The sequence below is a fragment of the Streptomyces sp. NBC_00390 genome (assembly GCF_036057275.1).
Classification (GTDB): domain Bacteria; phylum Actinomycetota; class Actinomycetes; order Streptomycetales; family Streptomycetaceae; genus Streptomyces.
The window spans coordinates 7479717-7505707 of sequence record NZ_CP107945.1; the positions used below are offsets into that span (position 1 = coordinate 7479717).

Genomic DNA, 25991 nt, shown 5'->3' on the forward strand with positions numbered 1-25991 from the left:
TCGCGAACACCGCCTCGGGGCGCCCCGCACCGCGGTACGGAGTCGCGAACGTGGTGTTGGTCAGCACGCCGACGACGTCGATGTCGGCGTTCGGTACCCGGTAAGGGCCCAGCAGATGACACAGCGAGTTGTACGGCACGACCAGACCGGTCATGTTGTACGCGCCGAAGTTGACGATGATCCGGTCGCGCACACCGAGGAGGCGGCCATCGGCGTCCGCGGCGAGCTCGATGCGATGGATCTGCTCACGGGCGTGCGAGGAGGCGGTGAGGTTCTCGCCCCGGTCCTCGCGCCACAGCACGGGACGCCCGAGCACCCGCGCCGCGTACGGGACCAGCAGCTCCTCGACGTACAGGATGCCCTTCTGGCCGAAGCCGCCGCCCACATCGGTGGCGATGACGCGCACCGTCCCGGCGTCCAGGCCGAGCGTGTGGGCGATCGCCTCGCGCAGCCGGTGCGGGGTCTGCGTACCGGACCAGACGGTCAACCTGCCGCTGTACGGGTCGACTTGGGCCGAGATCGCGCGGGTCTCGATCGGCGACGCGACATAGCGGTGTGCCTGGAACTCCTCGCTCACCACGGCATGCGCGGTGGCGAACGCCTCGTCCGGATCGCCGACCCTGGTGGCCACCGCGACCGCGACGTTGTCACCGAACTCCTCGTGGACCAGGGCCGCTTCGGGGGAAAGGGCCTGTTCCGGGTTCACGGTGACGGGCAGCGCGGAGTAGCGGACGTCGATGAGTTCGAGGGCGTCCTCGGCGAGGTAGCGGTTCTCGGCGAACACGACGGCGACGGGCTGGCCGACGTATCTGACCTTGTCGGCGGCGAGCAGGGGCATGGGCGTCATCCGGACCAGAGGGTCCAGAAGCGCGGCGAGACCGGGCGGGGTGCGCAGCTCCTCCTTGTTGAGCATGGGTGCCAGCCCTGCCACATCGGCGCCTGTCCAGACGGCGACCACGCCGGGGGCGTCGAGGGCGGCACCGACGTCCACCGACTCGATGCGCGCGTGGGCCTGCGGGCTGCGCAGGAACGCGGCCTCGACGCAGCCGGGAAGGGCTATGTCGTCCACGTAACGGCCGTTGCCGCGCAGCAGCCGCTCGTCCTCGACGCGCGGGACGGACCGGCCGACATAGCCGGGGGGCTCGTCGTGGGACATGTGGCTCACGCCCCGAAACGCTCGTCGAGTGCCTGGCACACGGCACGGCGGATGTTGCGGTAGCCGGTGCAGCGGCACAGATGGCCGCTGAGGGCGTCGGCGACCTCCGGTCCGGCCGGCCGTCCGGCCTGCTCGGTCAGAGCGGTCGTCGTCATGACGAAGCCCGGTGTGCAGAAGCCGCACTGCATGCCGTGGCACTCGTGGAAGGCGCGCTGCACCGCAGTAAGGGGGGCGTCGCCGGGGGCAAGGCTCTCGACGGTGCGGATGTCGGCGCCCTCGCACTGGGCGGCGAGAGTCAGGCAGGAGCGCACCGGTGCGCCGTCCAGCAGGACCGTGCACGCGCCGCACACGCCGTGCTCGCAGCCGACATGGGTGCCGGTGAGACCCAGGCGGTCCCGCAGGAAGTCGCTGAGCAGCAGCCGGGACTCCACCTGGCAGGCGATCCGGTCGCCGTTCACGGTGAGCCGTATCTCGTGCCAGCCGGAAGGTTCGGCCAGTGGAGGCGTGCGAACGGCCGTGGGGCGGACCGCTGGAGCGGGAGAAGCGGAGGAGGGGACTGAGGTGGTCATGAACAGCGCTCCCAGGCGGAGGTACAGGCACGGACGAGAAGATGGGCGGCGGCTTCACGCCGGTGGACGGCGGTGGCGTGGATGTCGTCGGTGGGGGTGAGCCGGGTGAGGACGGTCTCGGCCGCGGCGCGGACCGCGGGCTCGCCCGCGTCCGTGCCGAGCAGCGCGTCCTCGGCGGCGCGCAGCCGCACGGGGACCGGGCCTGCCCCGCAGAAGACCACCCGGGCGCCGCGGACCGTGCTGGTGCCGGGCGCACGGTCGAGTACGAGCGCGACACCGATGGTGGCGAAGTCGCCGTGCCGGCGGGTCAGTTCCCTTCGGTACGACATCTATCTAACACCTGAAATGATTTATGCTGAAGTTTATTCTTGGCAAGAGGGTGACGCGGATTCGAGGTGGGTGACATGAGATACGTGCTGGACCAGGCCGCAGCATGGCAGCGGTCGGCGACCGCGTTCGCGATGGCGACCGTCGTTCGGACCTGGGGCTCCGCCCCGCACCCGGCCGGCGCCTCGATGCTCGTCTCGGACGACGGCAAGGTGGTCGGCAGTGTGTCCGGCGGCTGTGTCGAAGCGGCCGTGTGCGCAGTCGCGGAGGATGTGCTGGCAGGATCCGGTCCGGTCCGCGAGGAGTACGGCGTCGGCGACGGCGACGCGTTCGCGGTCGGGCTGACCTGCGGCGGAACGATCGAGGTCTTCGTTCGCGCGATGGGTCCCGAGGCCCCCCTCGGCCGGGTGTCCGCCGATCTCGCGGCGGGTGTGCCGGTTGCGCTGGTGACGGTCGTGGCAGGGGCGGGCTCCGGGGTGGGAGCGAGCATCGCGGTCGGCGCCGATGGGGTGACCGGGACGCTCGGGGAGGCGGGGCTGGACCGTGCCGCCGCGCGGGCCGCGCACGCCATGCTGGCCAGGGGTGCGAGCGGGACGGTGCGGACTGGAGCCCTGTACGGCGGGGGCGATACGCACGTGGACGGCGGTGACGCGGCGCTCGTGGACCGCGGGGGCGATGCCCACGCGGCCCGCGGCGGCTGTGCCCCCGACTGCGAGATTCTGGTGCAGTCGTTCGCGGACCCGCCACGGCTGCTGGTGTTCGGCGCGGCCGAGTTCGCCCGCCCGCTGACCCGGGTCGGAGCCCTGCTCGGTCATCGCGTGACCCTGTGCGACGCCCGACCCGCGTTCGCCACCCGTGAGCGCTTCCCCGACGCCCATGAGGTCGTCGTCGACCGGCCGCACCGGTGGTTCGCCGCCCACCTGGACCTGATCGGCCCGACCACGGCGGTCTGTGTGCTCACCCATGACGCCAAGTTCGACGTACCGCTGCTGGAACTGGCCCTGCGCAGCCCGGCAGGATACGTGGGGGCCATGGGCAGCAGGCGTACGCACGAGGACCGGCTCGCGCGACTTGCGGAAGCGGGACTCACCGAGGCCGAACTGACCAGGCTGCGCTCGCCGATCGGCCTGGATCTCGGCGGGCTGGGGCCGGAGGAGACCGCGGTGTCCATCGCCGCGGAGATCATCGCGGCCCGCCGTGGCGGCAGCGGCCTGCCGCTCACCGACCGTCTCGGGCCTGTCCACGGTGCGTGAGCGTTTTTGAACGACTGTTTTTCTGAACACTCGTTTAATGTGAGCCATGTGGATTCCGAACGCAAGACACCTGGCTCAGGTGCCGGGAGAGCCCCGGCAGACGGGGCCGCCACGGACTCACGGTCACGTCGTGGCCGCGCCCACGACCCCGAGGGCAACCGCCGGGCCGTACTGGACGCCGCCCGGCGGCTGTTCGCCGCGCAGGGCTACGCGGGGGCCGGCATCCGGGCCATCGCCGCCGAGGCGGGCGTGACCCCCGGCCTGGTCATGGCGTACTTCGGTACCAAGGACGGGCTGTTCCACGAGGCGGTCGCCGGCCGTACCGGTCTGGCCGCGGACGTGCTGGAAGCCGCCGGGAACGACCTGGCACGGCTCCCGCAGGCCCTCGCCCACGCGTATCTTGAGCGCTGGGAGCGGCTGCCCGCCCATGATCCGTGGCCCGCGCTGATCCGCTCGGCACTCGATCACGCGCCCAGCGCCGCGCTGTTCCGCACGATCCTGGACCAGCAGGTGGGCGAGCCCCTCCGCCGCCTCCTGGGTGACTCACCCGAGGCCGAGGTCCGGGCCGCCATGGTCCGCAGCATCCTGTTCGGCGTGATCATGGAGCGGTACATGTTCGCCCACGAGCCGGCTCGCTCCGTACCCAAGGCGGCGCTGGAACCGGCGCTCGCCGATGCCCTCGTGACCGCCATGACGGGCAGGCGTGTGTGGTCGGCAGGCCGGCCCGGGACCGCCGAAGCCGTTGTCCCCATGACGCAGGCCGGATCCCGCAGTGGGGCGGACGCCGAACCGTACGCGTTCGGCGCCGGCTCCGGCGCCGAGAGGCCCGCGTCCGCCGCCGGGCCTGCGCCGGAGCCCGCCGGTGCGTCCGCGACCGAGCCTGTGCCCGCCCCTTCCGTGCCTGTCGGCGCCGTCTTCGACGGGCTGAGCAGCTGCTTCCAGCACCACCAGTCGCTGATCGGCCGTATTGCGAAGCAGTACGGCATCAGCCCGGCCGCCTTCGACGTGCTCAACGCGCTCCGCCGGGCGGGCGCTCCGTATCGCCGCACCATGGGCGAGGTCGCGGCTGCCGGCCAGGTGAGCCAGGGCGGTCTCACGATGCAGGCGGACCGTCTGGTGGAATCAGGTCTGATCGAGCGGGAGCGCGACGGCCGGGACCGGCGGATCGTTCATCTGCGCCTCACCCCGGCGGGCCTCGACCTGGCCGGCCGGATGGCAGCGGCCCGTGAGGCGGGCGAACGGGAGATGCTCGCCGGGCTCGGCATCACCGAGCGGCGGCAGCTCGCCGGGCTGCTCGACGCACTGGGCCGGTCGCCGAAGCCCTCCGGACCGCAGAAGTGAAACGGGTTCCCCGTTCCGCCTGTGCGGCGGAACGGGGAACCCGCGCGGCGCGCGCCGGATGCCGGTGGCAGCTCAGGAGTTGAGCTCCTCCAGCGTCTTGCCCTTCGTCTCCACGGCGAACAGCGCGATGACCGCGCCCACCACCGCCACGCAAGCGAGCTGGGCGAAGACCAGGGTGAGGCTGCCGCCCGCCCCGAGGATCGCGCCGACCGTGATCGGTCCGAGGATGACACCGAGGCGGTTCCACAGTCCGCCGAACGCGGCGCCCTTCGCCCGGTTCCGCGTCGGATACAGCTCGGGGGAGTAGAGGTAGAGCCCGGCGTTGATCGCGTAGACGAAGAACGTCGTGCAAGAGGCGAAGATCGCCACCTGGCCGCCGGAGACGGCTCCGGTCAGGGCGAGCGTGCCGAGCGCGAGTGCGGATCCGCCGAGCGCGGCCACCAGCGCGGGGCGGCGGCCCACCCGGTCGATCACGAGCGCGACGATGAACGTGCCGAGCAGTCCGGTGACATTGCTGAGCAGGGTGTAGGTGAGAGCGGTCGTCAGGTCGAGACCGAAGTTCTTGGTGTAGAGGGACGGCAGCCAGGTCGAGATGCCGTGGTTGACGTAGTACGCGACGAACCACAGACCCGACACCACCGCGGTACGCCGCAGGTACCTGCCCCTGAACAGCTCCCGCAGACCTCCCTGGGAGCTCTCCTCGGCCGTGCCGGTGGCGGCCTCCGGCAGCGGCGCGGCCGAGGAACGGACGACCTCCGCCTCGATCTGCGCGATCACCCGCTCGGCCTCCTCGGTCCGGCCGCGCGCCATCAGCCAGCGCGGGGACTCGACGACGTGCTTGGGGAGCGCGGCCGCGATCAGGACGGGCAGCGCGCCGATCACGAACATCGCCCGCCAGCCCAGGTTGGGAACCACCCATACGGCGACCAGTGTTGCCGCGGCCAGACCGGCCGGGAAGATCATCTCGTAGAGCAGCACGAAGCGGCCGCGGCGGTCCGAGCGTGCGATCTCGTTGATGTACGTGGCGGCGACCGGCACGACGCCGCCGATGCCCAGACCCTGTACGAAGCGGAAGAGCGCGAACATCTCGATGCCGGTGGAGAAGGCGACGGCGAGGCTCGCGAGCGCGGTGACGGCGACCCCCAGCGCGACGGTCCGCACCCGGCCGATCCGGTCGCCCAGCCAGCCGGCGACCAGTGCGCCGACGAGCATGCCGATCGAACCCGCGGTCACGGCGAAGGTGGCCTGACCGGTCGTCAGATGCCATTCCTTCATCAGAACGGGGAGTGCGGAGGCGGCGAGCAGTTGGTCGAACGCCTCGAAGAAAGTGACCGCGCCGATGAGGAAGCGGACCTTGACGTGCCAGCGGGAGTGAGGCAGTCGTTCGAGCCGTGCGGCTATGGATGCCACGGCGGGCCGGCCGGCCACAGTCGTCATGAGTGGTTCCTTCCGCGAACAGAGAAGTTGCGGAGACAGTAGGAGCAGTTATCTAAGCGGTCAATGGTTAATGGCAAAGACATCTCGGATCGGTGCCTCCGGGGTGCGGGGCGGGCTCTCTTGATCACATGCAGCCTGGACTGCCGGTGAATCCTCTCATGCAGGGTCTTGCGTGAGAGATGTCTTAGCGCTTAGATTTCTAGTGCTCAGAGACACCACCCCGCCTGGAGGTTCTGCCATGCCTCGCTTCACCACCGACATCCTGATCGCGGGCCAGTGGCGGCGCGGCGCGGGCGCCCCCGTCGAGACCGTGGACCCGGCCACCGGCCGGGTGCTCGCCACCGTCCACACCGCATCGGTCGAGGAGGTCGACGAGGCCGCCCGCGCGGCAGCGCAGGCAGCGGCCGACCCGGCCTGGCGGGACCTGCTGCCCCACCGGCGCGCCCAGCTGCTCCACCGCATTGCGGAGCTCGTAGAGGAGGCGGCGGACGAGCTGTCGGCCGTGCAGACCGCCGACACCGGCAAGACCCTCGCCGAGACCAAGGCGCTCGCGCTGAGCGCCGCCGCCACCTTCCGCTACACCGCGGCGGCCCTCGAGACGGCGGAGGAGACGATCACTCCTTCGCGCGGCGACTACGTCACGATGAGTGTGCACGAGCCGATCGGCGTCGTCGCGGCCGTCAACCCGTGGAACTCGCCGGTCGCCAGCGACGCACAGAAGATCGCCCCCGCGCTCGCGGCCGGGAACGCGATCCTGCTCAAGCCGGCCGCCTGGACCCCGCTGGTCTCCCTCGCCCTGGGGCAGTTGATCACCCGGGCACTGGCCGAGTTCGGCCTGCCCACGGCGCTGCTGTCCGTCCTGCCCGGCAGCGGACGGCTGGTCGGCGACGCCGTCGTCACCCACCCGCTGGTCCGCCGGATCGGATTCACCGGTGGTACGGACACCGGCAGGTCCATCGCCGCCGTCGCCGCCGCCAAGCTGATCCCCGCCTCCCTCGAACTGGGCGGCAAGTCCCCGACGATCGTCCGCGCCGACGCCGACGTTCCGCAGGCCCTGGCGGGCGTGATGTACGGGATCTTCTCCTCCAGCGGCCAGTCCTGCATCGCCGGGTCGCGGCTGTTCGTGGCACGCGGGATCTACGACGAGTTCGTCGGCGAACTGGTCGAGCGGGTGCGGGGGCTCCGCGTCGGTCCCGGCACCGCCCCCGGCACCCAGGTCGGTCCCCTCGTCCACCACCGGCACCGGGACACCGTCGCCGCCTATGTCGACCTCGCCCGCGAGGAGGGCGGGCGGGTGCTGTGCGGCGGCGGCGCACCCGAGGGAGAGGAGTACGCACACGGCGCGTACTACCTCCCGACGGTCATCGACGGGCTGCCCAACACCGCCCGGGTGTGCCAGGAAGAGATCTTCGGCCCGGTGCTGATCGCACTGCCCTACGACGACGAGGACGACCTGGTCCGTCAGGCCAACGACTCCGTGTACGGCCTGGCCTGCGGCATCTGGACCCGCGACCACCGGGCCGCGTGGCGGCTGGCGCGGCGCATCGAGGCGGGCACGGTCTGGATCAACACCTACAAGCAGTTCAGCATCTCCACCCCCTTCAGCGGGATGAAGGACAGCGGCCTCGGCACCGAGAAGGGCCGGGACGCGATCCGCGCCTACCAGCGGCAGAAGTCCCTGTACTGGAGCACCTCCGGCACGCCCCTGCCCTGGGCCGGATAGCCGGACGTTCCTCCATCCCCCTCGTACCTCTGGAGACGGTCATGTCCCATCCCCCCATTGCCCGGCTGCGCGCCCTGCGCTCGGTCGAGCTCCTCACCCCGGCCTTCGGCGAGGCCGCCGACTTCTACGCCGAGGCCTGGGGCCTCGCGGTCGTGGAGTCCCAGCACGACGCCGTCTGGCTCCGCGGCACCGGCGAGGAGCACCACGCGCTCCAGCTGACCCGCTCGCACCGCATCGGTCTCGGCCGCATCAGCTTCGCCGTCGCCACCCCAGCCGAGGTGGACGAGGCGGCCCGCCGGCTGCTGGCCCGCGGCATCACGCCCGTAGCCGGACCCGGCCGCCTCGACCAGGTCGGCGGCGGCTACGGCCTGCGCTTCACCGACCACGAGGGCCGGCTGATCGAGCTGTCCGCCGAGACCTGGGCCGTCACCCCGCGCGACCGGGACGAGGCCGTGCCGGTCGGTGTCACCCACGCCGTGCTCAACACCACCGACATCGACGCCTCCGTCGCCTTCTACTGCGACGTGCTGGGTCTGCGCGTCTCCGACTGGTCGGAGCACCAGATGGCGTTCCTGCGCTGCAACGCCGACCACCACTGCATCGCCTTCAACCAGGCCGAGTGGGCGTCCCTCAACCATGTGGCGTACGAGATGAGTTCGGTCGACCACTTCATGCGAGGGCTCGGCCGGCTGCGGCACCACGGCGTCAGCCCCCAGTGGGGCCCGGGCCGGCACGGACCCGGCGACAACACCTTCTCCTACTTCACCGACCCGACCGGCCTGGTCTGCGAGTACACCTCCGAGGTCGCGCAGGTGGTCGAGGACCGCTGGATCGCCAAGGTGTGGCGGCGTACCCCCGAACTGTCCGACCTGTGGGGCACGGCGGGCGCACCTTCCAAGGAGATCCGCTGCCACATGGCCGGGTCGCCCGACCCTGGGCCGCTCTCCACGGCCGCCCTTTCCCAGGAGGTCCCGGCATGACCCGCATCCGCAAGGTCGGAGTCGTCGGCTGGGGCGCCATCGGCCGGGTCGTCGGCACGGCGCTGGCCGAACAGTCCGTGCCCGGCGCCGAGTTGGTGTGCATCGTCGACAACCGGCCGATCGGTGACAGCGCGCCCGCGCCGCAGGTCACCTTCGGCGAAGCCCTCGAGCGCTGCGACCTTGTCGTCGAGGCGGCGGGGCAGGGCGTCGTCCGCGAGTGGGGCGAGCGCGTCCTCGCCGCCGGGACCGATCTGCTGATCGCCTCGACCGGCGCGCTGACGGACGAGGACCTCGCCAAGCGGCTGCTCGCGGCCGGACCGGGACGGGTGTACTTCACCGGCGGTGCCGTCGGCGGCCTCGACCTTCTTCAGGCCGTACGCTCCCTCGGTCCGCTCCACAACGTGCGGCTGACCACCACCAAGCTGCCCGCCACCCTCGAACAGCCCTGGATGGACGAGGAGTTGCTGACCCGTATGCGCTCGGCGACCGGTCCGGTCGAGGTCATGTCCGGCAGCGCGCGCGACGTTCCCGTGAAGTTCCCCAAATCGACGAACGTCGCGGCCTCGGTCGCCCTGGCCGTCGGCGACCTGGACGCTGTGCGGGTCCGGGTCGTCGCCGACCCCGGCGCCCACCACACGCGGCATGTCGTCGAGGCGTCGGGAGCCCACGGGACATACCGCTTCGACGTCGCGCATCTGCCGGACGCCGGCAACCCGGCCACCAGCCAGGTCGTGCCGTACGCGGTGCTGCGCAGTCTCGCGGCACTGGCCGGGCGGACGGGACAGATCCTGTGACGGCCGGCCTGCACATCGAGGAGTCGGGGGACCAGGGACCGCTGCTGCTGTGCCTGCACGGGATCGGCTCCTCGTCGGCCGCGTTCGCGCCGCAGCTCGCCGAGCTGGGACGCCACGCACGCGTCGTCGCCTGGGACGCCCCGGGGTACGCCAAGTCGGCCGACCCGGCCGACCCGTTGACGCTCGACGACTTCGCCGACGCCGCCGCCGCGCTGATCCGCGAGCGCGGGGGGAGCGCCCATGCCCTGGGCGTGTCCTGGGGCGGGGTGATCGCCCTGCGGCTCGCCGTCCGCCATCCCGGGCTGGTCGCCTCGCTGATCGTGGCCGACTCCAGCCCGGGCTCGGGCACGGACCCGGCGAAGGCGGCGGCCATGCGGGCCCGGGCCACCGAGCTGGCCGAGGCCGGTCCCCGGGCGTTCGCCGAACTGCGCGCACCCCGCCTGGTGTCCGCAGGCGCATCCGAGGACCTGGTACGGCGGGTGACCGACACCATGGCGGACTCCGTCCGCCTGCCCGGCTACGCCTACGCCGCCGAGTCGATGGCCGCCGCCGACCTGCGCGGCGAACTGGCCCGGATCACGGCTCCCACCCTCGTCCTGTGCGGCGACCAGGACCGGATCACCGGCACCGAAGCCTCCCAGGCCATCGCCGGCGCCATTCAACGGACCGCCTACGTGATCGTCAAGGACGCCGGTCACCTGGCCAACCAGGAGCAGCCCGCGCACTTCAACGCCTGGGTGCTCTCCCACCTCCGCATCGCGGACCGCATCCCCGAATGAACACCCCTCCCGGACAGGAGCTCACCATGCCTCTCACCACCACCGCGTACGACAACGGCGGCGACCTCGCGGCATACACCGACTCGCTGATCGCGACCAAGGACTCCCGCGAGCCCGACTGGAACACACTCGCCTTCCAGTCCAAGGCCGGCGGCCAGTACCGCCGTGCCCAGATCCGCTACGTCGGCTCCGGTGCCACCGGCAACCACGAGGGTGACAACCGGATCATCCCGTCCGGCGGCTTCACCTTCTCCAACATGCTGCTGCCGCCCGGCGCCGAGGGCCCCGAGCACACCCACCACGACGTGGAGGAGGCCTTCTTCGTCCTCGAGGGCCGGGTCCGGGTCGGCATCCACCGCGGCGCGGACGAGGTGGAGTACCGCACCCTCGGCTACCGCGACATGATCGTCGTCCCGGCGGGTGTGGCCCGTTCCCTGAAGAACGAGGGCGACACCGACGCCCTGTTCTGCGTCGTCATCGGCACGCAGAAGCCGCAGGTGCCGACGTACCCCGAGCACTCGCCGATGCACGGCGTCACCCGTGACTGACCCACGCGGGGACGTCCGTACGGTCGTCGTCACCGGGGCGGGCCGTGGCCTGGGACTGGCCATGGCCCGCCGGGCCGGCACGGACGGTTTCCGCGTCGTCGTCGCCGAGCTGGAGCAGCAGCGGGGCAAGGACGCCGAGCGGCAGCTGCGCGCGGAGGGCATCGCAGCCCACTTCGTGCGCTGCGATGTCGCCGACCCGGCCTCGGTGGACGAACTCGCCGCCTTCACGGAGCAGTTCGGTCCTCTGCACGGCCTGGTCAACAACGCGGCCCTCGCCAACGGCGTGGGCGGCAAGGAGTTCCAGGACATCGACGTCAAGGTGTGGGACCGGCTGATGGCGGTCAACGCCCGCAGCCCCTGGCTGGTGTCCAAGGCCCTGCTTCCGCAGCTCCTCGCTCACGGCGCGGGCGGCCGCATCGTCAACCTAGCGTCGGACGCGGCCCTGTACGGCTCACCCCGGCTCGCCCACTACGTCGCTTCCAAGGGCGCGGTGATCGCGCTGACCCGGGCCCTGGCCCGGGAGCTCGGCGACAAGGGCATCACAGTCAACGCGGTCGCGCCCGGCCTCACCGAATGCGAGGCGACCTCGACCGTGCCCGCCGAGCGCCACGACCTCTACCGCATGAACCGGGCCATCTCCCGCCCCCAGCAGCCCGACGACCTCACCGGCACCGTCGCCTTCCTGCTCGGCGAGGAGTCCCGCTATCTGACCGGACAGGTGATCGCCGTCAACGGCGGCTTCACCATGCACTGACCTGATCGACAGGAGACAACTGCCATGGATCTGGGCCTCGCCGACCGCACCATCGTGGTCACCGGCGGCAGCTCGGGCGTCGGCCTGGCCACGGTCCGCGCCCTGATCGACGAAGGCGCCCGCGTCGCGGCCTGCGGCAGGGACGCCGACCGGCTCGCGAAAGCGGCTGCGGTCATCGACAGCGACCGGCTGCTGACGGGAGTGTGCGACGTACGCGACGCGCACGCCGTGCGCGGCTTCACCGACCGCGTGGCCGCCGAGTTCGGCGGCATCGACGGGCTGGTCAACAACGCCGGCCAGTCCCGGATGAAGCGCCTCGACGAGACCACGGCCGAGGACTGGCGCGACGAGCTGGAGCTCAAGTTCTGCGGTGTGCTCAATCCGCTGCACGCGGCCCGTCCCCATCTCAAGGCCTCGGACGCGGCAAGCGTCGTCAACGTCAACGCCGTGCTCGCCAAGCAGCCAGAGACCCGCCTCATCACGACCGGCGCCGCCCGCGCCGGCATCCTCAACCTCTCCAAGTCCCTGTCGGCAGAGCTCGCCCCCGAGGGCATCCGGGTCAACTCCGTGTGTCTCGGGATGATCGACACCGGCCAGTGGACCCGCCGTCACGCGGCCGCCGGCTCCGGAACGACCTACGAGGAGTGGCAGGCGGAGCTCGCCGCCGACCGCGGCATCGCGCTCGGCCGCCTCGGGCGGGCCGAGGAGGTCGCGTACGCGATTCTGTCGCTGCTCTCGCCCCGCGCCTCGTACATCACCGGCACGGCCATCGACGTGTGCGGCGGCGTCGGCCGCTCCATCCTCTGAGGAGACCTCACCATGCGATACGACAACGGAGGCGATCTCCTCGTCGCCGTCCTTCGGGAACTGGGCATCGACACCGTCTTCGGCATCGTCAGCGTGCACAATCTGCCGCTGGTCGAAGCCGTCGACCGGGAGCTGCGCTTCGTGCCCGTACGCCACGAGGCGTCGGCCGTGAACGCCGCAGACGCCTACGGGCGCGCCCGCGGCACCATCGGCTGCGCCCTCACCTCCACCGGTACGGGCGCGGGGAACGCGGCCGGATCGCTGATCGAGGCGCTCAGCGCGGGCACGTCCGTCCTGCACATCACCGGGCAGGTGGAGAGCGAGTTCCTGGGCAGCGGACGCGGGTTCATCCATGAGACCAAGGACCAGCTGGGCATGCTGACGGCGGTGTCCGCACACGCCGCCACCGTGCGGTCCGCCGGCGAGGCAGGCCGCGTGCTGCGCGAGGCCGCCCGTGCCGCGCTCACCGCACCCGGCGGACCCGCGAGCGTGGAGTGGCCGATCGACCTGCAGTACGCGGCGCAGACGGACACCCCGGTCGAATACGCACCCACGCCCGTACCGAGGCCGGACGACAGTGAACTGGACACGGCGGCCCGGCTGTTGGCAACCGCACGGCGACCGGTGATCTGGGCCGGCGGCGGAGCCGGCCGGGCCCGTGCCGAGCTCGCCGAACTGCTCACCGCCACCGGCGCCGGACTGCTCACCTCCAACTCCGGACGCGGCTCCGTGCCCGAGGACCACCCCCAGGTCATCGGCAACTTCGCCACCACCCCGGCCGCCCGGGCCCTGCTCGCCGACGCCGATGTGCTGCTGACCGTCGGCACCCACTTCCGTTCCAACGAGACGGCCGACTACACACTCGAACTCCCCGCCGCCCACATCCAGATCGACCTGGACGCCGCGGCGCTGGGCCGCGTGTATCCGGTGCAGGGCGCCCTGCAGGGCGACGCCGCCGCCGTCCTCGCGGAGCTGCTCCCGCACGCACGGGCGGCCGAACCCGCCTGGACGAACCGTGTCGCCGCCGTCCGCGCAAAGGTGCGGGCCACACTGCACGACAGCATCGGCCCCCAGGCGGCGGTCTGCGACGCGATCCGCGCCGCGCTGCCCCGCAGGGCCGTCGTCGCCCGCGATGTCACCATCCCGTCCAGCAGCTGGGGCAACCGGCTCCTCGAGATGTACGACCCGCGCGACAACGTCTTCCCGCGTGGCGGCGGCATCGGCCAGGGCCTCGGCATGGGCATCGGCGCGGCGCTCGCCCGGCCCGAGGACCCCGCCGTGGTCCTCGCCGGTGACGGCGGACTCGCGGTCCACCTCGGCGAACTGCTCACGCTGGCCCAGGAGTGGCCCCGCCTCACCCTGCTCGTGTTCAACGACGGCGGCTACGGCGTGCTGCGCAACATGCAGGACCGGTACAGCGAGCGCCGCTCCGGAGTCGACCTGGTCACACCCGACTTCGAGCAGCTGGCCGGTGCCTGTGGGCTCCCGTATCTGCGGATCTCCACCGCCGAGGACGCCCGGCCGCTGATCGCCGAGGCGGTCGCCTCCGACGGGCCGACGCTCGTCGAGGTCGATCTCGCGGCGCTCGGCCCGATGAAGAACCCGTTCACCCCGCCCGTGAGGATCCCGGGCCTCTCCCCGGCCCAGTGAGGAGTCAGCCGAGATGAGCGAGACCTCTGTGCAGCTGACCGTGCACCGGATGACCTGGGAGGCGGAGGGCGTTCTGTCCGTCGAGCTGATCCATCCCGACGGCAAGCCCCTTCCCGCCTGGACACCCGGCGCGCACATCGACGTCCATGTGGGCGGCCGGATCCGCCAGTACAGCCTGTGCGGCGACCCCCGGTCCACGGCGGCGTACCGCATCGGCGTCCTCGACGAGCCGGCCTCGCGGGGCGGTTCGCGGTACGTGCACACCCAGCTGCGCCCCGGGCAGACCGTCACCGTCTCCGAGCCGCGCAACCACTTCGCGCTGGAGGAGGCAGCCGGACTTGTCTTCGTCGCGGGCGGCATCGGCATCACGCCGCTGCTCGCCATGGCACGCGAGAGTGCGCGACGCGGTGTGCCGTGGCGCATGGTGTACGGCGGGCGCAGCCGCGCATCGATGGCCTTCACCGATGAACTGGCCGCTCTGGACGGCGAGGTGACGCTCGTTCCGCAGGATGAGCAGGGCCACATCGACCTGGACGCCGCCCTCACGGGACTGCCCGCCGGCACGCTCGTCTACTGCTGCGGCCCGGAGCCCCTGCTGGCCGCGGTGGAGGAGAGGTGCCCCGCCGGGCAGCTGCGCCTGGAGCGGTTCGCCGCACCCGTCGTGGAACGCACCGGGGACGACGAGGCGTTCGAGGTCGAGTGCGCCGCCTCGGGGCTCACCCTCACCGTCGGCGCCGACACCTCGATCCTGCAGGCCGCGGAGGACGCGGGCCTGAAGGTCGACAGCTCCTGCCGGGACGGCATCTGCGGCTCCTGCGAGACCCGGGTGCTTGCCGGCACCCCCGATCACCGCGACTTCCTGCTCAGCGAGGCCGAGCACACCGCGAACGCCACGATGATGATCTGCGTCTCGCGCTGCGCCACCGGCCGCCTCGTCCTCGACCTGTGACCCGACCGTTGGAGGCCCCCATGACCACCGCCCCCTGGCCGTACCTGGACACTCACCAGTCCCGTACGCACGAACCCACCCCCTACGAACACAAGCTGGCCGCCACCCTCGAAGAGGTCTTCACCAAGGACGGTCACGAACTCGCCGACGTCATCCGTGGACTGAACTCCCGTCAGGTCCACGCCCCCGACGGCGCCCCGTGGACCGAGGAGTCCTTCCGCGCCGAGATGCACCGCCTGGGAGCCTGACCATGACCCTGTCGACCACCGCCACCGCCGAGCACATCTACGCCACCGGCCTGCGCAACCAGTGGCACCCCGTCGTCCCCTCCGACTTCGTCGCCCCCGGCGCGATGCGCAAGGTCACCGCGCTCGGCGAACAGTGGCTGCTGTTCCGCCGCTCCGACGGCGCCCTGTCGATGCTCGCCGACCGCTGCCCCCACCGCGGCGCCCCGCTGTCGCTCGGCAAGCACCTCGGCGACCGGGTCGCCTGCTGGTACCACGGCGTCGAGGTCGAGACCGACGGCACCGTCTCGTCCGTCCCCGGCCTGCCCGGCTGCAATCTGGAGGGCAAGAAGCTCGTCACCTCACTGCCGGTGCGTGAGGCCGCCGGCGCGATCCTCGCCTACTTCGGCGACGAAGCGCACCCGGAGCCCGCCGAACTCACCCTTCCCGACCCGCTCACCGACCCCGAGGTCGAGCCGATCCTGTGCTACGCCGAGTGGAACGTGCCGTGGCGGTACGCCATGGAGAACCTCCTCGACCCGATGCACGGCGCGTTCCTGCACCACGAGTCGCACACGATGTACGACGGGGACACGACGGCAAAGTTCCGGATCCGCGAGACCCATCGCGGCTACTTCTTCGAGAAGACCGACCAGCGGGGCGTCAACTTCGACTGGGTGGAGCTGTGCCGTACCGGCATCGACTGGGTCGACCTGACCATCCCGTACCCGCCCTCCGCCGGTCCCGGGGGAGCCTTCGGCATCGTCGGCGCGGCCTGCCCGGTCGACGCCGAACGCACCGGGGTCTTCTTCTGGCGCTACCGCCGCGTCCAGGGCTGGCAGCGCGACACCTGGCGCTTCCTCTACAAGACGCTCATCGAGAAGCGTCACTGGGAGGTTCTCGAGCAGGACCGCGTCATGCTGGAGGCCATGCCGGCCGACGCCGACCAGGGCGAGAATCTCTACCAGCACGATCTGGGTGTGGTCCGGCTGCGCCGTCTGTACCGGGCGCAGGCCGAGTCACAGTCCGCGGCCGCCGACGGGTGACCCCGGCGGGGGTCCTCAGCCGGCGGGCTCCTCGTCCGACACGAGGATGGAGTGCTCCAGCTTGCGCAGCAGCCGCGCGAGCTGGCGGCACTCGGCGGGGGACAGCTCGCCGAGCATCCGGCGTTCGTTGTCGAGATGTTCGGCGAACACCTCGTCCACCTTGGCGAGCCCGTCGTCGGTGAGCCGCGAGTAGACGACCCGCCGGTCCTCCGCGTCCCGCTCCCGGACGATCAGCCCGTCCTTCTCCAGCCGGTCGATCCGCAGCGTGACACCGGCGGACGAGACGAGTCCCGAGTCGGCCAGCTGACCCGCGGTCAGCCGGTACGGCTTGCCGGCCCGGCGCAGCGCGGTGAGCACGTCGAAGCCCGCGACCGACAGCCCGTGGCGCTCGATGGAAGAGGTGAGCCGGGTGCTGTAGCGCAGATACGAGCGGTGCAGCCGGGCGAGGACCTCCAGCGGGCTGGTGTCCAGCTCGGGCCGCTCCCGTGCCCAGTCCTCGATGACATTCGCCACGGCGTCCCGATCGGCCGCGGCCCTGCGCTCCGCCATCCCCGCCCCCTCGTACGACCGTGCGTATCGCTGCTTCGGGGCGTCCATGTCCCACGCCCCTGAAAATTCTACCCCTGAGGCGATCGGCTCTCTCCGGCCCGCCGGAGGGCGCGCCTGCAGCCCGAGGTGGCTTTCAGCTGTCGGACGTCACCACCGGGATCTCCGCCCAGACCTGTTTGCCGCCGCTGAGCGGCACCGAGCCCCAGGACGCCGTCGTCGCCTCGACGATCAGCAGCCCGCGCCCCCCGGTCGCCTCCCAGTCCACCTCTCCCGACGGTTTGACGGGGCTGCGCGGCGACGCGTCGTTCACGGCGATCCGCAGGCGGTCCGCGGACAGCGTCAGGTCCAGCCGTACCTCGCCCTGGGTATGGGCGATGCCGTTGGTGACCAGTTCGGAGACCACCAGCAGAGCCACGTCCAGTTCGTCCTTCAGCCCCCAGGAGCGCAGCGTGCGTGCGGTGAACCGGCGGGCGTGCATGACGGCGTTGGGCAGCCGCCACACCGTCCAGTGGGTCCGTACCGGCCGCACCCTCGTCCCGTCGTAGCGCAGCAGCAGCACCGCCACGTCGTCGTCGCGCCCGTCCGCTCCCCCGACCAGTTCGTCGGCGACGAGACCAGGGTCGGCCGGGTCCGTCGCGGAGAGCAGCTCGCAGACGCGGCGCATGCCGTCCTCCAGATGGAGCTGCGCCGATTCGACGAGGCCGTCCGTCAGCAGGGTCAGCAGGGTTCCCGGGACCAACCCGGCCTCGGTCATGGGGTATTCGGCGTCCGCGAGCACGCCCAGCGGTGGGCCGCCCTCGACCTGCAGCTCCTCCGCGTGGCCGTCCGGGTGGCGCAGTACGGGCGACAGATGCCCCGCCCGTACGAACTTGGCGATGCCCTCCTCCATGTCCAGGTCCACGTACAGGCAGGTGGCGAAGAGATCGGTCTCCATGCCGACGAGCAGACGATTGGCGCGGGCGACCACCACATCCGGCGGATGGCCCTCGACCGCGTACGCCCGCACGGCCGTGCGCATCTGGCCCATGATGGTGGCGGCTCCGGCGCTGTGCCCCTGGACGTCCCCGATCACGAGGGCCACATGACCGTCGCCGAGCGGGATCACGTCGTACCAGTCGCCGCCCACCTCGAGCCCGACGGTCGCGGGCAGATACCGGGCGACGGCGACCCCTCCGGCCAGTTCGGGCAGCGTACGGGGCAGCAGGCTGCGCTGCAGCATGGTGGCGAGCTCGTGCCCGGCGTCCAGGGCGTGCGCGCGCATCAGGGCCTGACCCACCAGACCCGCGGCCGCGGTCAGCAGCGAGCGCTCCTCGGGGCCGAACCGGTGCTCCTCGTCCCAGCCCACCAGGCACACCCCGACCATCCGGCCGTCGGCGGGCAGCGGCAGCACCGCGAGCCCGCCCGGCCCGATACCGGCGAGCCCGGGCTCCAGGCCGGCCCCGGGGGGCCACAGGCTCACATGGCCCTCCCGCAGCGCGTTGCGCAGCGTGGGCAGGCTCTGCAGGGACGCGTCGGGCCATTCGGAGCGCCACTCGGAGCGCCAGATGCCGGGCCAGGCCTCGTGCTCCGGCGGATCGAGCATGGTGACGAACAGCCGCTCGGCCTCCAGCTCTGCGATCGCGATGCGGTTGGCACCCAGCGGCTCGCGCAGGGCGGTGACCACCAGCCGGCTGACGTCACGGATGGTGGTGGCCCCGGCCAGCCTGGCGGACAGGCGCTGGACGATGGAGACCTCGTCGGCGCTGGGGCGCAGGTAGGCGGCGTCGGCGACCACGCCGAGGATGCGTTCCGGGGCGCCGGTGGCGTCGACCTGGACACGGCAGCGCAGTCCGAGCCAGCGAAGCTCGCCGCCCGGCCGGCGAATCCGGAAGGCCAGCTGGTCCCCGTCGGGGGACAGGCGGCCCGGCTCCACGATGGCCATCAGCGCGGGGATGTCATCGGGCACGGCGCAGGCGAGAAGGGTCTCGACCTGTCCGTCGAAGTCGTCGCGGCCTATGCCCAGGAGGCTCAGCACCTGTGCGTCCGCGTCCATGGCGCCGGTGGCAAGCTCCAGGGTGAAGGCGCCGCCTTGCAGTGGCATCAGCTTGGGGCCCAGATGGGCACGCGGCTGCGCCCGCCCGGCGACGCGGGCCGCGACCGATTCGAGCCCGGCGGCCACCTGGTCGGCGTACAGCTCCAGAAGACTGCGCCGGTCGGCGTCGAAGCCGTCCGCCACCGCGCCCGCGACCACCAGGCACCCCAGCTCCCCGTTGCCGCGTCCCAGGGGCAGCACGCCCATCGAGATCTTGGCCGACGGTCTGCCGGCGGTGCCGATCAGCGTGGCGTCACTACCGTTCGCGTGGTAGGCGGCGACCTCCTGCGGACTCAGCCACAGCGGGCGGCGCGACCGGAAGGCCTCTGCGGCGGGGGACTGCCCGGACAGGCCCAGAACCGCGGGCAGCCCGTACGAGAGGCCGCGCTCGCCGACCGTCTCGGCCAGGTGCAGTTCGTCGCCACCCTCGGCGAGTACGTAGACGGCTGCCATTTCGGCCCCGCAGAACGCAAAGTTGTGCCGAGTCAAAGTCTGTATCACCTCCATACCCGCCGGGCGACACTGTCCACTCCCCATGGTGGCGCTCGCAGGACTGCGGGAGCTAGTCAGGAGGGCAGGCGGATGCCGCCGGCAGAGGGCATCCGCCTTAAGTTTGCTCACGACACGTGTCCGTTTGGTCATCTTATGTAGCGATTTAGGGTCATTCGGCCCTAGCGTCAGCTCATGACGAAACGACAGTTGATGTACCTCGGATGCGCAGCCCTCATGGCCGCCACGGGACTGGGCGCCGCGGCCCCCGCCCCCGCCGAGGTCACACACCACCTCACGCACTTCGTACGCGCCGGGCAGTCCATCCAGGCGGCTGTGGACGCCGCACTGCCCGGAGACACCGTCACCATCGCTCCAGGGACCTACCACCAGAGCGTTGTGATCAAGAAACACAACCTGACTCTTCGGGGGACGGGCGGACGGACCGTGCTGAAGCCGGCCGCCGCGTCCTCCAAGAACGCCTGCGCCAAGTCCGGCAACGGAATCTGTGTCCTGGGCACGCGGGCACTGCCCGTCAAGGGGGTACGGATCCAGTCGCTGACCCTGTCGGGATACAAGAAGAGCGGGATCTGGGCCACCGGCACCGACCGTCTGACGGTGCAGAGGGTGTACTCCGAGAGCAACAAGGTCTGGGGCATCGCCCAGGAGTGGTCGACCCGCAGCGTTCTCACCCACAACATCGCCCGCAAGAACGGAGACGCGGGCATCTTCGTCGCGAACACCGTCACACTCGAAGCGGGGGCGACCGACACCGGCGGCACGGTCGTCGGACACAACCTGCTGTTCGACAACCGCATCGGCGCCACGATCCGCCGCGTCAGGAACCTGACCGTCCAATACAACAGCATCTCCGCGAACTGCGCCGGTGTGTTCGTGGTGGGCGACGAGTCCAAGCCCCGGGCAGGCGACCTGACCGTCCGCGGCAACCGCATCAGCTCGAACAACAAGTACTGCAAGGCCACCGCACGGCTCCCGCAGATCCAGGGAACGGGGCTCGTCCTCACCGGCGCCGAGGACACCCTGGTGGACGCCAACCTGGTCTGGGACAACGTCGGCAAGTACCCGCTCTCCGGCGGCATCGTGCTGTTCAAGAGCTTTGTGGGCGCCGCCAACACCGGCAACGTGATCCGAGGCAACGTCGTGCTGCGCAACGGGCCGGCGGACCTTGCCAACCGCGACGTCGGCACCGGCAACCAGTGGACGGCCAACATGTGCCGGGTCTCGCAGCCCGTAGGCATGTGCTGACCGGTCCGCAGACGCGGACCGGACCGGCCGGGCCACTCGGCCCGGCCCCCCACCTCACGAGAAACGAGAGGGTATGACGACCGTAAGTACCACCCCACAGCCGGCCATGCGGCTGCGGGAACTCGTCTTCGGGGCGGCATGTGCCGCGGCGGTGCGCGCGGCGGCCAGGCTGCGCGTCGCGGACGCGCTGGGGGAGGAACCTGCCACCGCCGAGGAACTCGCGGCTGCGGTGGGCACCGAGCCGAGAGCGCTGCGGCGGATGCTGCGCGCACTGACCTGCTACGGCGTCTTCACCGAGCAGGAGGACGGCCGGTTCGTCCACACCGAGATGTCCCGGATGCTGCGCGAGGACGATCCGCACAGCCTGCGCTACATCTCCCTGTGGTGCACCGAGCCCTGGACCTGGGACGCCTGGCCGCGGCTCGACGAGGCGGTGCGGACCGGCCGCAGCGTCTTCGACGAGCTGTACGGCAAGGGGTTCTTCGACTATCTGCACGAGGACGCCCACGAGTCGGCCCATGTCTTCAACCGGGCCATGACCACCTCCAGCATGCAGTCGGCGCAGGACGTCGCCGATCTCCTCGACCTCACCGGAGCCTCGACGGTCGCGGACATCGGCGGCGGCCAGGGGCACGTACTGGTAAGCCTCCTGGAGAAGTACGGGGATCTGCGCGGAACGCTGCTCGACCTGCCCCGCGTGGTGGCGGGCGCAGATCCACGGCTGCGGGACGGCGGTGCGCTGGCCGACCGGGTCACCATCGTCCCCGGGGACTGCCGGGATGCGATCCCCGTCGAAGCGGACGTGTACATCATCAAGAACATCCTGGAGTGGGACGACGAGAGCACGCGCAGAACCCTGCGCAATGTGGTCGCGGCGGCCAGTCCGGGAGCGAGGGTGGTGGTCATCGAGAACCTCGTGGACGACTCCCCGTCGATGAAGTTCACCACGTCCATGGACCTGATGCTGCTGCTCAACGTCGGAGGCGCCAAGCACACCGAGCGGAGCATGATCAACCGTATGAAGGACGCCGGCCTGACGGTGGGCGACGTCCGCCCCGTCAACGCCTATCTCCACGCGTTCGACAGTGTCGTCCCCGGCTGAAACGCCCGGGATGCGCACAGCACGCCGGCCCCGCGAGAACCGCGGGGCCGGCGTGCTGTGCGCGGGTCACGCCTTGGCGGCGGCGCGTTCCCAGCGATAGAACTCGTGCGCCATCGCGTCCTTCGGAGTCCGCCAGGTCTGCGGGTCGTACGGACTGACGAACGCCGCGAGCCGGTCGCTGACATCGCGGAAAGCAGCGTGTTCGGTCACCTTGGCGATCGCCGGGCCGGGGGGCCGGTCGGCCTCGATCAGATGCAGGTAGACGTCGCCGAACTGGAACAGACTGCGCCGGGTGACCCCGACGAGGTGCGGCAGTTCGCCGCCGTCGGAGGCCGCGAACACCTCGGCGATGTCGGTGGCCGAATCGGGCGCCATTCGGGCGACGATGAGAGCTCGATGCATCGGGGGGAGTCCCTTCGGATGCCTGTCGGGTTGGCGGGGGTGGGGCAGCGGTCAGCGGGGCGTGACCGGGGCGGACTCGCGGGTGCGGGCGCGCTTCTCGATCTTGTCCCGGATGAGATCCATCTGGATCTTGGAGTTGCGGTTGATGTTGTCGGTCATCCACGTGTCGTCGACGGGGGCGTCCGGCTTCATCGCGAAGTCCTGCGTCCAGTGCATCAAGGTGCCTTCGGGCGTCTCGGAGTACTCCCAGCGGATGTCCATGTGCTGGAAGGGTCCCGTCTCCACCCGGCGGGCACGCACCGTGCGCGCGCTGCGGTCGACGACCCGCTCCGAGACCCAGCTCCAGACGGTGCCGTTCTCGTCCGGATGCATGGTGAGGCGGAACAGCGTCCTGTCGTTCTCACGCTCGAGGACGTCGACGGACGCGTACTCGCTGAACAGCGAGGGCCAGTTCTCGATGTCGTTGGTGACGTCCCAGACCAGATCGATGGGGGCGTCGATGACGACCTTGTTCTCGGTGTGCCCGGTCACTTCAGGCTCCTGCCATCAGGGAGTTGTTGACGAGGTCGAGGAATTCGCGCGGGGTCTTGCAGCGGTCGGCGTCGGGCGGCAGCGCCCGGCCGTACTTGTTCTCCAGCTCCCCGACGATGCCCAGCAGACCGAGCGAGTCGAGGCCGTAGGCGTCGAACGGCGTTTCCGGCCGGCCGCCCATCTCCTTGGGGTCGACCGTGATACCGGCGCTCTTCATCAGAACAGCCAGTTGGTCGATGGTCAGTTGCGCGGTCATGAGGCAGTTCTCCTTCTCACGAGGGGGTGTCGGCGGCGTGCCGCAGCACGAGCGCCGCGTTCGATCCCATGAGTCCTCGGCTCAGCACCAGGGCCGTACGCAGCTCGGCGGGGCGAGCCGCGCCGGTCACCATCGCAAGGTCGTGGCACACGTCGAAGACATGGGGGGTGGGCGGGATCAGACCGTTCTGCAGTGCGAGCACCGCTGCGGCCGAGTCGAGCACCGGCGCTCCGCAGTAGGCGCGGCCCGTGCCCGTCTTGGGTGCGGTCACGGGCACCCGCCGGCCGTGCGGGCCCAGGGCGTCGGCGATCGCCAGCGCCTCGGCCCGGTCGGCTTCCGGAGTGCCCAGCGCGTCCGCGAAGACCACATCGATCTCCTCGGGTGCGCAGCCGGCTTCGTCCAGCGCGCCGGTGATCGCCCGGGCAAGGCCCTCGCGAGACTCCTCCCACCGGGATGCCCCGCTGAACGTGGCCGCGTGGCCGGCCACGGTCGCCCGGATCGGCGCGCCCCGCTCACGGGCCGCCGACTCCGCCTCGACGACGAGCATTCCGCCGCCCTCTGCGGGCACGAAGCCGCAGGCGGTGGCGGTGAACGGGCGGTAGGCCCGCTCGGGTTCGTCGCTGGTGCTCAGTTCCCGGTAGCCGAGCTGGCAGACGAGCGAGTACGGCGCGAGCGGCGCCTCGGCCGAGCCGACGACGACCGCGTCGGTACCGCGTCCGATGGCCCTCGCGGCGTGCGCGATGGCGTCCAGGCCGCCGGCCTCGTCGCTGCACACGACACCGCACGGACCCTTGAACCCGCCGCGGATCGAGATCTGGCCGGTGCTCGCCGCGTAGAACCAGGCGATGGACTGGTACGGACCGACATAGCGCGACCCCTGCCCCCACAGCCGTTGCAGCTCTCGCTGGCCGAACTCGCCGCCGCCGGAACCGGCGGCGGTGACCACGCCCACGTCGTACGGAGAGTCGCCGTACTTGCCGGCGGCGATCCGTGCATCGGCGAGCGCCAGGTCGGCCGCGGCCATCGCGAAGTGGCTGAACCGGTCGGTCTGGACGAGGAAGCGCTGCTCGATGAGCGATTCGGGGTCGAAGCCCCGGACCTCTCCGGCGATCCGGAGCGGCAGATGCCCGCACCCCTCCCGCGTGATGTGGTCGAGAACGCTGATGCCTTCCCGGGTGGACTTCCAGAAGGTCTCGACACCCACTCCGTTGGGGGCGACCACACCGATTCCGGTGATGACTGCACGCCGGTCCTTGGAACTCATGCTCTCCTCCCACCTGGTCGGGTGAGCACGACCGCGGACTGGAAGCCGCCGAAGCCGCTGCCGACCGACAGCACGCTGCGCAGCTTGAGGGAGCGCGCGGTGCGCGGCACATAGTCGAGATCGCACTCGGGGTCGGGGGTCTCGTAGTTCGCCGTCGGCGGCACCACCTGGTGGGCGATGGCCAGCACGCAGGCGACGACCTCTATGGCTCCGATCGCGCCGAGCGAGTGGCCCACCATGGATTTGATGGAGCTCATCGGCACCTTGTAGGCGTGCGCGCCGAGCGATTCCTTGACCGCGGCCGTCTCGTGGCGGTCGTTCTGCTGGGTGCCCGAGCCATGCGCGTTGACGTAGTCGATGTCCGAGCCGTTGAGGCCGGCCTGGTCCAGCGCGTGGTCGATCGCGCGGGCCATCTCCAGGCCCTCCCGGGTGAGACCCGTCATGTGGTGGGCGTTGCCGAACGTGGCGTACCCGCCGATCTCGCAGTACACCGTGGCCCCGCGGGCCCGGGCGTGCTCGAGTTCCTCCAGGACCAGTACGGCTCCTCCCTCACCCATGACGAACCCGTCGCGGTTGGCGTCGAAGGGGCGGGAGGCATGGGCCGGGTCGTCGTTGTTCGGCGAGGTCGCCTTGATGGCGTCGAAGCAGGCCACCGTGATCGGTGAGATCGGGGAGTCCGACGCTCCGGCGATGCAGACGTCGACCCTGCCCTCCGCCACGGCCTGGAAGGCGTAGCCGATCGCGTCGAGGCCGGAGGTGCAGCCCGTCGACACGGTCTGCACCGGGCCGCGGGCGCTGGTCTGCTCGGCCACCTCCGAGGCGAGGGCGCTGGGAGAGAAGGCCCGGTGGAGATGGGGTGCCGCCTCGCTGTGGTCGACGTCCCAGCGCCGGCCGGAGCTGCTGACCTTGACGTAGTCCTGCTCCAGACGGGTGGTGCCGCCGACCGCTGTGCCGAGCGAGACGCCTATGCGCCAGGGATCCTCCTTCTCCGGGTCGAGCCCGGCGTCCTGGAGGGCTTCCCGGGCCGCGACCATGGCGAACTGGACGTACCGGTCGGCGCGCTGGATCTGTTCCGGATCCAGGCCGTGGGCCACCGGGTCGAAGTCGCACTCGGCGGCTATGCGGGAGCGGAACCCGGTCGGGTCGAAGAGCGTGATGCCCCGCGTCGCGGTCCTGCCGCTGGACAGCAGGTCCCAGAACGCGGGTGTCCCCACGCCGCCCGGAGCCACGACACCGACTCCGGTCACTGCCACGCGTCGTGTCATGAAACGGACCCCGTTCGTTCCGGCGGCCGCTGGCCGGCACCTTCCTCGGCGGGCGTCTCCTCGGTGTCGACATGGCCGAGTTCCGGGCGCGGGGCCAGCGGCCCCAGGTGGAAGACCATCCGGGCTTCCGTGCTGCCCACATTGCGGAAACGGTGCCGTACGTACGCCGGGATCAGCAGCCCCTGATCCGGTCGGAGCGGATACGCCTCGCCGTCGAGATCGACTTCGAGCATTCCGCTGACGACGTACACGAACTCCTCGGAGTACGGGTGATAGTGCTCACCGATGCGGTCGCCGGGCTCCACGATCGCCAGGCCCATGAAGCCGCTCGTGGCACCCACCGTGGTGGGTGTGAGCATGGCGCGCAGGTCGCCGCCGCGCCTGCGATTGGGCTGGGTCTCGCTGAGATCGACGATGCGATGGGGTGTGGTCATGACTGCTTCCTCCACGTGGCCGATT

General features: G+C 71.2%; 26 protein-coding genes and 1 pseudogene. 15 read left to right on the top strand and 12 right to left on the bottom strand.

Translation table 11 applies throughout. The features are described from left to right. Positions 1–13: 13 nt before the first annotated feature. The 3 genes and pseudogenes from OHS70_RS33255 to OHS70_RS33265 all read right to left on the bottom strand — a co-directional run. Positions 14–1156 (bottom strand): annotated as a pseudogene (locus OHS70_RS33255) (xanthine dehydrogenase family protein molybdopterin-binding subunit); the annotation flags it as partial. 5 nt (positions 1157–1161) lie between these two features. Next, positions 1162–1725: a (2Fe-2S)-binding protein gene (locus tag OHS70_RS33260; protein ID WP_328403660.1), complete on the bottom strand. Its 564-nt coding sequence runs from the start codon at positions 1723–1725 to the stop codon at positions 1162–1164. Then, the gene (locus OHS70_RS33265) at positions 1722–2054 is read right to left on the bottom strand and encodes a hypothetical protein (protein ID WP_328403662.1); all 333 of its coding nucleotides are present in this window, start codon (positions 2052–2054) and stop codon (positions 1722–1724) included. Before OHS70_RS33265 ends, OHS70_RS33260 begins: the two co-directional genes overlap by 4 nt. 75 nt (positions 2055–2129) lie before the next feature. On the opposite strand from OHS70_RS33265, the gene OHS70_RS33270 reads away from it, so the two are divergent. Together OHS70_RS33270 and OHS70_RS33275 are read left to right on the top strand one after the other, a co-directional pair. Continuing rightward, a complete protein-coding gene (locus OHS70_RS33270; RefSeq protein ID WP_328403664.1) occupies positions 2130–3305 on the top strand; it encodes an XdhC family protein in 1176 nt (391 codons plus the stop codon). A gap of 48 nt (positions 3306–3353) precedes the next feature. Beyond that, on the top strand, positions 3354–4646 hold the full coding sequence (locus OHS70_RS33275; RefSeq protein ID WP_328403666.1) for a TetR/AcrR family transcriptional regulator: 1293 nt from the start codon (positions 3354–3356) through the stop codon (positions 4644–4646). A gap of 72 nt (positions 4647–4718) precedes the next feature. On the opposite strand, the gene OHS70_RS33280 is transcribed toward OHS70_RS33275, so the two are convergent. Then, a complete protein-coding gene (locus OHS70_RS33280) occupies positions 4719–6083 on the bottom strand; it encodes an MFS transporter (RefSeq protein WP_328403668.1) in 1365 nt (454 codons plus the stop codon). A 238-nt stretch (positions 6084–6321) separates the two neighbouring features. On the opposite strand from OHS70_RS33280, the gene OHS70_RS33285 reads away from it, so the two are divergent. Genes OHS70_RS33285 through OHS70_RS33335 form a run of 11 tightly spaced genes read left to right on the top strand, consistent with a single transcriptional unit; the run spans position 6322 to position 16337 of the window. Then, entirely contained in the window at positions 6322–7806 is a 1485-nt protein-coding gene (locus OHS70_RS33285) for an aldehyde dehydrogenase (protein ID WP_328403670.1), read from the top strand. Between the two features lie 41 nt (positions 7807–7847). Continuing rightward, the gene (locus tag OHS70_RS33290) at positions 7848–8786 is read left to right on the top strand and encodes a VOC family protein (protein WP_328403672.1); all 939 of its coding nucleotides are present in this window, start codon (positions 7848–7850) and stop codon (positions 8784–8786) included. Beyond that, positions 8783–9580, top strand: coding sequence for an aspartate dehydrogenase domain-containing protein (locus OHS70_RS33295; protein ID WP_328403674.1), 798 nt, complete (start codon positions 8783–8785; stop codon positions 9578–9580). Before OHS70_RS33290 ends, OHS70_RS33295 begins: the two co-directional genes overlap by 4 nt. Further along, positions 9577–10359, top strand: a complete 783-nt coding sequence (locus OHS70_RS33300) for an alpha/beta fold hydrolase (protein WP_328403676.1) — start codon at positions 9577–9579, stop codon at positions 10357–10359. Before OHS70_RS33295 ends, OHS70_RS33300 begins: the two co-directional genes overlap by 4 nt. Before the next feature lie 26 nt (positions 10360–10385). Then, positions 10386–10907, top strand: a complete 522-nt coding sequence (locus OHS70_RS33305; RefSeq protein WP_328403678.1) for a cupin domain-containing protein — start codon at positions 10386–10388, stop codon at positions 10905–10907. Further along, positions 10900–11661, top strand: coding sequence for an SDR family oxidoreductase (locus tag OHS70_RS33310; protein ID WP_328403680.1), 762 nt, complete (start codon positions 10900–10902; stop codon positions 11659–11661). The genes OHS70_RS33305 and OHS70_RS33310 overlap by 8 nt, the downstream gene beginning before the upstream one ends. A gap of 24 nt (positions 11662–11685) precedes the next feature. Then, entirely contained in the window at positions 11686–12468 is a 783-nt protein-coding gene (locus OHS70_RS33315; protein ID WP_328403682.1) for an SDR family oxidoreductase, read from the top strand. Positions 12469–12480: 12 nt separating this feature from the next. Then, on the top strand, positions 12481–14118 hold the full coding sequence (locus tag OHS70_RS33320) for a thiamine pyrophosphate-binding protein (RefSeq protein WP_328403684.1): 1638 nt from the start codon (positions 12481–12483) through the stop codon (positions 14116–14118). 13 nt (positions 14119–14131) lie between these two features. Continuing rightward, entirely contained in the window at positions 14132–15067 is a 936-nt protein-coding gene (locus OHS70_RS33325) for a PDR/VanB family oxidoreductase (RefSeq protein ID WP_328403686.1), read from the top strand. 20 nt (positions 15068–15087) lie between these two features. Continuing rightward, complete coding sequence (locus tag OHS70_RS33330) at positions 15088–15315, top strand: recombinase-like helix-turn-helix domain-containing protein (protein ID WP_328403688.1); 228 nt, start codon at positions 15088–15090, stop codon at positions 15313–15315. 2 nt (positions 15316–15317) lie between these two features. After that, positions 15318–16337, top strand: a complete 1020-nt coding sequence (locus tag OHS70_RS33335; RefSeq protein WP_328403690.1) for an aromatic ring-hydroxylating dioxygenase subunit alpha — start codon at positions 15318–15320, stop codon at positions 16335–16337. A gap of 15 nt (positions 16338–16352) precedes the next feature. On the opposite strand, the gene OHS70_RS33340 is transcribed toward OHS70_RS33335, so the two are convergent. After that, entirely contained in the window at positions 16353–16886 is a 534-nt protein-coding gene (locus tag OHS70_RS33340; protein ID WP_328406086.1) for a MarR family winged helix-turn-helix transcriptional regulator, read from the bottom strand. A 133-nt stretch (positions 16887–17019) separates the two neighbouring features. Beyond that, positions 17020–19410, bottom strand: coding sequence for a SpoIIE family protein phosphatase (locus tag OHS70_RS33345; RefSeq protein WP_443062689.1), 2391 nt, complete (start codon positions 19408–19410; stop codon positions 17020–17022). A 231-nt stretch (positions 19411–19641) separates the two neighbouring features. Between OHS70_RS33345 and OHS70_RS33350 the strand changes: the two genes are divergently transcribed. Then, positions 19642–20712 (top strand): right-handed parallel beta-helix repeat-containing protein, encoded by a 1071-nt coding sequence (locus OHS70_RS33350; RefSeq protein ID WP_328403694.1) that lies wholly within the window; start codon positions 19642–19644, stop codon positions 20710–20712. 73 nt (positions 20713–20785) lie between these two features. Next, positions 20786–21814 carry a methyltransferase gene (locus OHS70_RS33355; RefSeq protein ID WP_328403696.1) on the top strand — a complete coding sequence of 343 codons (1029 nt, stop codon included), beginning with the start codon at positions 20786–20788 and terminating at the stop codon, positions 21812–21814. A 66-nt stretch (positions 21815–21880) separates the two neighbouring features. Here the strand turns inward: OHS70_RS33355 and OHS70_RS33360 are convergent, their stop codons facing one another. Genes OHS70_RS33360 through OHS70_RS33385 form a run of 6 tightly spaced genes read right to left on the bottom strand, consistent with a single transcriptional unit; the run spans position 21881 to position 25966 of the window. Continuing rightward, on the bottom strand, positions 21881–22216 hold the full coding sequence (locus OHS70_RS33360) for a TcmI family type II polyketide cyclase (RefSeq protein ID WP_328403698.1): 336 nt from the start codon (positions 22214–22216) through the stop codon (positions 21881–21883). Positions 22217–22267: 51 nt separating this feature from the next. Next, a complete protein-coding gene (locus tag OHS70_RS33365) occupies positions 22268–22747 on the bottom strand; it encodes an SRPBCC family protein (protein WP_328403700.1) in 480 nt (159 codons plus the stop codon). A 1-nt stretch (position 22748) separates the two neighbouring features. Further along, positions 22749–23003, bottom strand: coding sequence for an acyl carrier protein (locus OHS70_RS33370; protein WP_328403702.1), 255 nt, complete (start codon positions 23001–23003; stop codon positions 22749–22751). Between the two features lie 16 nt (positions 23004–23019). Then, on the bottom strand, positions 23020–24267 hold the full coding sequence (locus tag OHS70_RS33375; RefSeq protein WP_328403704.1) for a ketosynthase chain-length factor: 1248 nt from the start codon (positions 24265–24267) through the stop codon (positions 23020–23022). Then, positions 24264–25532 (bottom strand): beta-ketoacyl-[acyl-carrier-protein] synthase family protein, encoded by a 1269-nt coding sequence (locus OHS70_RS33380; protein WP_328403706.1) that lies wholly within the window; start codon positions 25530–25532, stop codon positions 24264–24266. The genes OHS70_RS33375 and OHS70_RS33380 overlap by 4 nt, the downstream gene beginning before the upstream one ends. Then, entirely contained in the window at positions 25529–25966 is a 438-nt protein-coding gene (locus tag OHS70_RS33385) for a cupin domain-containing protein (protein ID WP_328403708.1), read from the bottom strand. The genes OHS70_RS33380 and OHS70_RS33385 overlap by 4 nt, the downstream gene beginning before the upstream one ends. Between the last annotated feature and the right edge of the window lie 25 nt (positions 25967–25991).

Bases quoted from the DNA above. Each gene is read 5' to 3' on its own strand.
- OHS70_RS33260 (WP_328403660.1), bottom strand. From the start codon at position 1,725: ATGACCACCTCAGTCCCCTCCTCCGCTTCTCCCGCTCCAGCGGTCCGC.
- OHS70_RS33265 (WP_328403662.1), bottom strand. From the start codon at position 2,054: ATGTCGTACCGAAGGGAACTGACCCGCCGGCACGGCGACTTCGCCACC.
- OHS70_RS33270 (WP_328403664.1), top strand. From the start codon at position 2,130: ATGAGATACGTGCTGGACCAGGCCGCAGCATGGCAGCGGTCGGCGACC.
- OHS70_RS33280 (WP_328403668.1), bottom strand. From the start codon at position 6,083: ATGACGACTGTGGCCGGCCGGCCCGCCGTGGCATCCATAGCCGCACGG.
- OHS70_RS33285 (WP_328403670.1), top strand. From the start codon at position 6,322: ATGCCTCGCTTCACCACCGACATCCTGATCGCGGGCCAGTGGCGGCGC.
- OHS70_RS33290 (WP_328403672.1), top strand. From the start codon at position 7,848: ATGTCCCATCCCCCCATTGCCCGGCTGCGCGCCCTGCGCTCGGTCGAG.
- OHS70_RS33295 (WP_328403674.1), top strand. From the start codon at position 8,783: ATGACCCGCATCCGCAAGGTCGGAGTCGTCGGCTGGGGCGCCATCGGC.
- OHS70_RS33305 (WP_328403678.1), top strand. From the start codon at position 10,386: ATGCCTCTCACCACCACCGCGTACGACAACGGCGGCGACCTCGCGGCA.
- OHS70_RS33315 (WP_328403682.1), top strand. From the start codon at position 11,686: ATGGATCTGGGCCTCGCCGACCGCACCATCGTGGTCACCGGCGGCAGC.
- OHS70_RS33320 (WP_328403684.1), top strand. From the start codon at position 12,481: ATGCGATACGACAACGGAGGCGATCTCCTCGTCGCCGTCCTTCGGGAA.
- OHS70_RS33325 (WP_328403686.1), top strand. From the start codon at position 14,132: ATGAGCGAGACCTCTGTGCAGCTGACCGTGCACCGGATGACCTGGGAG.
- OHS70_RS33330 (WP_328403688.1), top strand. From the start codon at position 15,088: ATGACCACCGCCCCCTGGCCGTACCTGGACACTCACCAGTCCCGTACG.
- OHS70_RS33335 (WP_328403690.1), top strand. From the start codon at position 15,318: ATGACCCTGTCGACCACCGCCACCGCCGAGCACATCTACGCCACCGGC.
- OHS70_RS33340 (WP_328406086.1), bottom strand. From the start codon at position 16,886: ATGGCGGAGCGCAGGGCCGCGGCCGATCGGGACGCCGTGGCGAATGTC.
- OHS70_RS33345 (WP_443062689.1), bottom strand. From the start codon at position 19,410: ATGGCAGCCGTCTACGTACTCGCCGAGGGTGGCGACGAACTGCACCTG.
- OHS70_RS33350 (WP_328403694.1), top strand. From the start codon at position 19,642: ATGACGAAACGACAGTTGATGTACCTCGGATGCGCAGCCCTCATGGCC.
- OHS70_RS33355 (WP_328403696.1), top strand. From the start codon at position 20,786: ATGACGACCGTAAGTACCACCCCACAGCCGGCCATGCGGCTGCGGGAA.
- OHS70_RS33360 (WP_328403698.1), bottom strand. From the start codon at position 22,216: ATGCATCGAGCTCTCATCGTCGCCCGAATGGCGCCCGATTCGGCCACC.
- OHS70_RS33370 (WP_328403702.1), bottom strand. From the start codon at position 23,003: ATGACCGCGCAACTGACCATCGACCAACTGGCTGTTCTGATGAAGAGC.
- OHS70_RS33375 (WP_328403704.1), bottom strand. From the start codon at position 24,267: ATGAGTTCCAAGGACCGGCGTGCAGTCATCACCGGAATCGGTGTGGTC.
- OHS70_RS33380 (WP_328403706.1), bottom strand. From the start codon at position 25,532: ATGACACGACGCGTGGCAGTGACCGGAGTCGGTGTCGTGGCTCCGGGC.
- OHS70_RS33385 (WP_328403708.1), bottom strand. From the start codon at position 25,966: ATGACCACACCCCATCGCATCGTCGATCTCAGCGAGACCCAGCCCAAT.